Origin of the sequence: Pseudomonas sp. o96-267 (assembly GCF_003935465.1) — a bacterium.
Classification (GTDB): domain Bacteria; phylum Pseudomonadota; class Gammaproteobacteria; order Pseudomonadales; family Pseudomonadaceae; genus Aquipseudomonas; species Aquipseudomonas sediminis.
Window position 1 is genome coordinate 1 of record NZ_RHQP01000092.1, and the last position, 1,080, is coordinate 1,080.

The 1,080-nt window shown below is 63.9% G+C and carries 1 protein-coding gene and 1 pseudogene; both read left to right on the forward strand.

Features of this window, described 5'->3' with window-relative positions:
- The first annotated feature begins 2 nt into the window (after positions 1-2).
- On the forward strand, positions 3-632 hold the full coding sequence (locus tag EGJ86_RS24870) for a TRAP transporter small permease (protein ID WP_125836945.1): 630 nt from the start codon (positions 3-5) through the stop codon (positions 630-632).
- Positions 629-1,080, forward strand: a pseudogene (gene dctM / locus EGJ86_RS24875) (C4-dicarboxylate TRAP transporter large permease protein DctM); the annotation flags it as partial. The gene EGJ86_RS24870 and the pseudogene dctM, both read left to right, overlap by 4 nt.

The window sequence follows — 1,080 nt, forward strand, 5'->3', positions numbered from 1 at the left end:
CCATGAACGCCTTGCGGCGCGGCTGGGAGCACTTCGAGGAAGGCTTTATCGCTTTCCTCCTGGCGACCATGACGCTGATCACTTTCGTCTACGTGATCCTCAACAACTTCTACACCCTGTTCTATTGGCTGGGTGACACCTTCGGCGGTAACGAGTTTCTGCTCAGCATCGGCGACTCCATTCTCGACATGGCCCAGGCGATGACCTGGAGCAATGCCCTGACCAAGGCCCTGTTCGGCTGGCTGATCTTCTTCGGCCTGGCCTACGGCGTGCGTACCGCCGGCCACATCGGCGTCGACGCCCTGGTCAAACTCGCTCCGCGCGGCGTACAGCGCGTGATCGGTGTGATCGCCTGCTCGGCCTGCCTGGGCTACGCCGGCCTGATCGCCGTCGGCAGCTTCGACTGGGTCAGCACCCTGTTCAGGGCGGGCATCGGTGCCGAGGACCTCGGCCACTACGGCATCCAGCAATGGCACATCGGCATGATCGTGCCGTTCGGCTACGCCATGGTATTCATCCGCTTCCTGGAAATCCTCGTCCGTATCCTGCGCAACGAGCAGACCGGCCTCGGCCTGGCTGACGAAGCCGCCGATGCGCTGAAAATCAATGAGCACGAGGAGCCCAAGCAATGACCGTTCTGTTCCTCTTCCTGCTGCTGTTTTTGCTGATGTTCATCGGCGTGCCGATCGCCGCGTCGCTCGGCCTGGCCGGCTCGATCACCATCATGCTGTTCAGCCCGGACTCGGTGCGCTCGCTGGCGATCAAGCTGTTCGAGACCTCCGAGCACTACACCCTGCTGGCGATTCCGTTCTTCCTGCTCTCCGGTGCGTTCATGACCACCGGTGGCGTGGCGCGTCGCCTGATCGACTTCGCCAACGCCTGCGTCGGCCACATCCGTGGCGGCCTGGCCATCGGTGCGGTACTGGCGTGCATGCTGTTCGCCGCGCTGTCCGGTTCGTCGCCGGCCACCGTCGCTGCGGTCGGCTCCATCGCCATCGCCGGCATGGTGCGTTCCGGTTACCCGCAGGCGTTCGGCGCCGGCATCGTGTGTAACGCCGGTACCCTGGGCATCCTGATTCC

What these genes read in the sequence shown, in the direction of transcription:
- EGJ86_RS24870 (WP_125836945.1), top strand. Translation starts at nt 3, where the DNA reads ATGAACGCCTTGCGGCGCGGCTGGGAGCACTTCGAGGAAGGCTTTATC.